Source organism: Frankia sp. CoWAU3 (genome assembly GCF_977971855.1).
In genome coordinates, this window is the sequence record NZ_CDWWXB010000083.1 from 5,819 (window position 1) to 10,354 (window position 4,536).

The 4,536-nt window shown below is 71.4% G+C and carries 2 protein-coding genes; both read right to left on the bottom strand.

Annotated elements, in window-relative coordinates:
* Positions 1 to 442 precede the first annotated feature (442 nt).
* Positions 443 to 3,226: an aconitate hydratase AcnA gene (acnA, locus tag AC08ON_RS09710; protein WP_476607270.1), complete on the bottom strand. Its 2,784-nt coding sequence runs from the start codon at positions 3,224 to 3,226 to the stop codon at positions 443 to 445.
* Positions 3,227 to 3,479: 253 nt separating this feature from the next.
* Positions 3,480 to 4,536 (bottom strand): glycosyltransferase (locus AC08ON_RS09715; RefSeq protein ID WP_476616816.1); only part of this gene is annotated, 1,057 nt, incomplete at its 5' end.

The following is a 4,536-nucleotide window of genomic DNA, read 5'->3' on the forward strand; positions in this document are numbered from 1 at the left end:
GGTGGCGGTGGAGGCCGGACTGCGGGTCGGGGGGCTGCACGGCCGCCCGGCGGGCGAAGATCTCACCGTCGCCGCCCCGCCGGCCCTGTTCCCGGCGCTGACCGCCCTGCTCGCCGAGGATCCCCCCGCCGACCGCGACTGAGATCCCCGACGGGGCGAGCCCACCACCGGCCCCGCTCACGGCCAGGGCACGACGTCGTCGATTCCGGCTGCGACGAGCGCCCGGCTGAGACCGCCGCGGGAGCGGATCCCGAGGTACCACTGTCGACGGCGTAGACCAACTTGACGGTGGCGTCCCACTGTCCGGGCATGACGGTGTTCCTCCCCAACTGATACCGCTGACGGCGTGTCGCTTCTCAGTCCGGGAAACGGGAACGGGGGCGCGCGGCATGCGGGCCGGCGGGCGGGGCCGACCCGCCGGCCCCGGATCATCGGTCGTGGGCTACAGCAACGAGCGCAGGACGTACAGCAGGATCCCGCCGTGGCGGTAGTACTCCGCCTCGCCGGGGGTGTCGATCCGCACGACCGCCTCGAAGGTCCTGTCGCCGGCACGTACCGTGATGGGCGGGGTCCTCTCGTCCACCTCGGCGAGGCCCGTGATGGTGAACGTCTCCTCCCCGGTCAGGCCGAGCGACTCCACCGACTCGCCGGCGGGGAACTGCAGCGGCAGCACGCCCATACCGATCAGATTCGACCGGTGGATGCGCTCGTAGGACTCGGCGATGACCGCCCGCACGCCGAGCAGCGAGGTACCCTTCGCCGCCCAGTCCCGGGAGGAACCCGAGCCGTACTCCTTACCAGCCAGGATCACCAGCGGCACACCCTCGGCGGCGTATTTCTGCGCGGCGTCGTAGATGGCCAGCTGCTCGCCGTCTGGCAGGTGCCGGGTGACGCCGCCCTCGGTGCCCGGCGCCAGCCGGTTGCGCAACCGGATGTTGGCGAACGTGCCGCGGATCATCACCTCGTGGTTGCCGCGCCGCGACCCGTAGGAGTTGAAGTCGGCGGGCGCGACCCCGTGCTCGGTGAGGTAGCGGCCGGCAGGCGAGTCCTTCTTGATCGAGCCAGCCGGGGAGATGTGGTCGGTGGTGACCGAGTCGCCGAGCACCGCCAGCACCCGGGCGTCGATGATGTCGGTCCGGGCCTCCGGCTTCGCCGCCATCCCCTCGAAGTACGGAGGGTGCCGGACATAGGTGGAGCCGGGCGCCCAGGCGAACGTCCGCGACACCTCCCCGCCGTCACCGAGCGGCAGCGAACGCCAGCGCTCGTCACCGGACAGGTCGGCGTAGTCGGACTCGTACATCTCGGACTGGATGGCGTCGCCGACGACCGCGGCGACCTCGGCCTCGCTCGGCCAGATGTCACGCAGGTAGACGGGCTCCCCGCCGGTGCCGGTGCCCAGCGGGTCGGTGTCGAGGTTGATGTCCATGGTGCCGGCCAGCGCGTAGGCGACCACCAGCGGCGGGGACGCCAGGTAGTTCATCTTGATGTCGGGGTTGATCCGGCCCTCGAAGTTGCGGTTGCCCGACAGCACGCTGACCACCGCCAGGTCCGCGTCGTTCACCGCGGCACTGATCTCCTCCGGCAGCGGCCCGGAGTTACCGATGCAGGTGGTGCAGCCGAACCCGACCAGGTTGAAACCGACCTTGTCCAGGTAGGGCACGAGCCCCGCCCGCTCGTAGTAGTCCATGACCACCTTCGAGCCCGGCGCGAGGGTGGTCTTCACCCACGGCTTGCGGGTGAGCCCCTTCTCGACGGCGTTGCGGGCCAGCAGGGCAGCACCGATCATGACTTGCGGGTTGGACGTGTTGGTGCAGGAGGTGATGGCCGCAACGGCGACGGCGCCGTGGTCGATCTCGACGCCCGTGCCGTCGGCGAGGGTGACCGCCGTCGGGTTGGACGGGCGGGCGGCGACGTCCCGGACCACGGCGTTCACCGAGATCGGGGCGTCGGAGGGCTTGTCCGCGAATGCGGCCGCCGGGTCGGAGGCCGGGAAGGACTCGGCATCCGCCTCGTCCGCGCCGCCATTCGTGAGCACCAGGGGCTGGGCGTAGTCGACCAACGCCGCCCGGAAGGCCTGCTTCGCGCTCGCCAGCGGCACCCGGTCCTGCGGGCGCTTGGGCCCGGCAAGCGACGGCTCGACGGTGGACAGGTCCAGCTCAAGGGTGGTCGTGTAAGCGGCCTCGCGGCTCGGGTCGTGCCAGAGGCCCTGCTCCTTGGCGTACGCCTCGACCAACGCCACCAGCTCCGCGGGACGGCCGGTCAGCCTGAGGTAGTTCAGCGTCTCCGCGTCGATCGGGAAGATCGCGCAGGTGGAGCCGTACTCGGGGCTCATATTGCCGATGGTCGCCCGGTTCGCCAGCGGGACGTTCGTCACGCCGTCGCCGTAGAACTCGACGAACCGGCCGACGACGCCGTGCCGACGCAGCATCTCGGTAATGACGAGCACCATGTCGGTCGCGGTGGTGCCCGTCGGCAGCTCGCCGGTCAGCTTGAAGCCCACCACAGTGGGGATAAGCATGCTCACCGGCTGGCCGAGCATGGCGGCCTCGGCCTCGATGCCGCCGACGCCCCAGCCGAGCACGCCGAGACCGTTGATCATCGTGGTGTGGCTGTCCGTGCCCACGAGGGTGTCGGGGTAGGCCAGCGTCCCATCGGCCGTCTGCTTCGTGAAGACGACCCGGGCGAGGTGCTCCAGGTTGACCTGGTGCACGATGCCGGTGTTCGGTGGGACGACGGTGAAGTTGTCGAACGCCTCCTGACCCCAGCGCAGGAACTGGTAACGCTCCCGGTTGCGGCCGAACTCCAGCGCCGCGTTGAGCTCGAACGCGTCCGGCCGGCCGAAGTGGTCGGCGATGATCGAGTGGTCGATCACGAGCTCGGCGGGGGCCAGCGGATTGATCTTCGACGGGTCGCCGCCGAGGGCGGCCATCGCCTCCCGCATGGCGGCAAGGTCCACCACACACGGCACGCCGGTGAAGTCCTGCATGATGACGCGGGCGGGCGTGAACTGGATCTCCTGGCTGGGGGCGGCCGAGGGATCCCAGTTCGCCAGCGCCCGGACGTGGTCCGCGGTGATGTTCGCGCCGTCCTCGGTACGCAGAAGGTTCTCCAACAGCACCTTGAGGCTGTAGGGGAGTCGATCGGCCCCGGGCACCGCGTCCAGCCGCCTGATCGTGTAGGTGCGATCACCCACCACGAGCGATCCGGTACTGCCGAAGGTGTCCATCGTTCTCCTCCTCGTCGCCCGCCGCCCGCCACCCGCGAGCGGCGGGGCTCGCTCCCATAGCCCCGCCCGGCTGGCCGCACCATGGTGACACCGGACCCACGGCCCCGGGTGGGCACGCATCCGGCGCCTGCCTGCCTCGGCCAGCTCCGTCCCATCCTGGCATTCCGGCGCGTCTCGCACCGCGCCCGCGACGCTGTGACCCCGCCGACCCTCCGGGTCGGCGGGAACCGCCAGGGCCTCCCGAACAAGCTCGTCACGCCCGACTCCAGCAATTACTTAACACTGCTAACAGTAGCGGAAGCTGCCGGCGGCCCCTGCCCACAACGGCGGAATGTTCGGCGATAATCACCCCACCTGCGGGTGAACTCGTTCTTTCGGTCCCCGGTGCATCCCGGCACGCGTGCCACGACCGCGCGCCGCGCACGGCCTCGTGCAGGGCAGCGACGACGTCCTGGCTCAACGACCGGCGATCCAGCAGCTTCTCGGCCCGTGCCCGCGCGGCGAAGCCTCGGTCGCGCGCGGCGGGTGTCCGCCGGCCGGCCGCGGCGTCGGTGAGACACTCCGCCACCGCCACCGCGTCGCCGGGTGCCACCAGCCAGCCGGTCTCGTCGTCCACCAGCTCGCTGATCGACCCGAACCGCGTCGCCACGGTCGGTACCCCGCAGGCCGACGCCACCCCGATGGCGCCGTAGTCCTCCACCCAGGAGGACACCACGTTCACATCGGCGGCGGCGTAGTACGGCCGCACGTCGCGGACACCGTGCACCCAGCGCACCGCCGCCGCGCCGGGAAGCGCCCCGGCCCAGGCCCGGACCCGCTCGCGGTAACGGACCGCGGCCTCGTTGCGCCAACCGGCGACGTCCTCCCCGCCCTCGGGAGCCCCGCCCTCGGGAGCCCCGTCAACGAGGATCAGGGTGCCGCGGCCGCCCAGCTCGACGAACCGCGACCAGGCCGCCAGCAGTACCTCGTGGCCCGTCACCCCCCGGCCCGGATGGACAAGACGACCGGGCGGGTGGAAGTGCGCCACCCGCACCGCCACGAACCCGTCCTCGGGCAGATCGAGATCCGTCCGGACCGCCCGGCGCTCCCGGTCGTCCGCCGGCGTGAACCGGTCCAGATCCACGCCGTAGGACACGGTGCGCAGGCGGCGCACCGGCTGGCCGAGCGCGGCGTAGCGGCACCGGACGTCGGAGGTCGGCGCGATCAGCAGGTGATCGAGCCGGCAGAGCACCCGCTCGACCGGCCGGATCAGCGGGTGGTCCAGGTGCAGAGGGTTCGCGACCATGTACACGCGGGTGATCGTGGTGCCC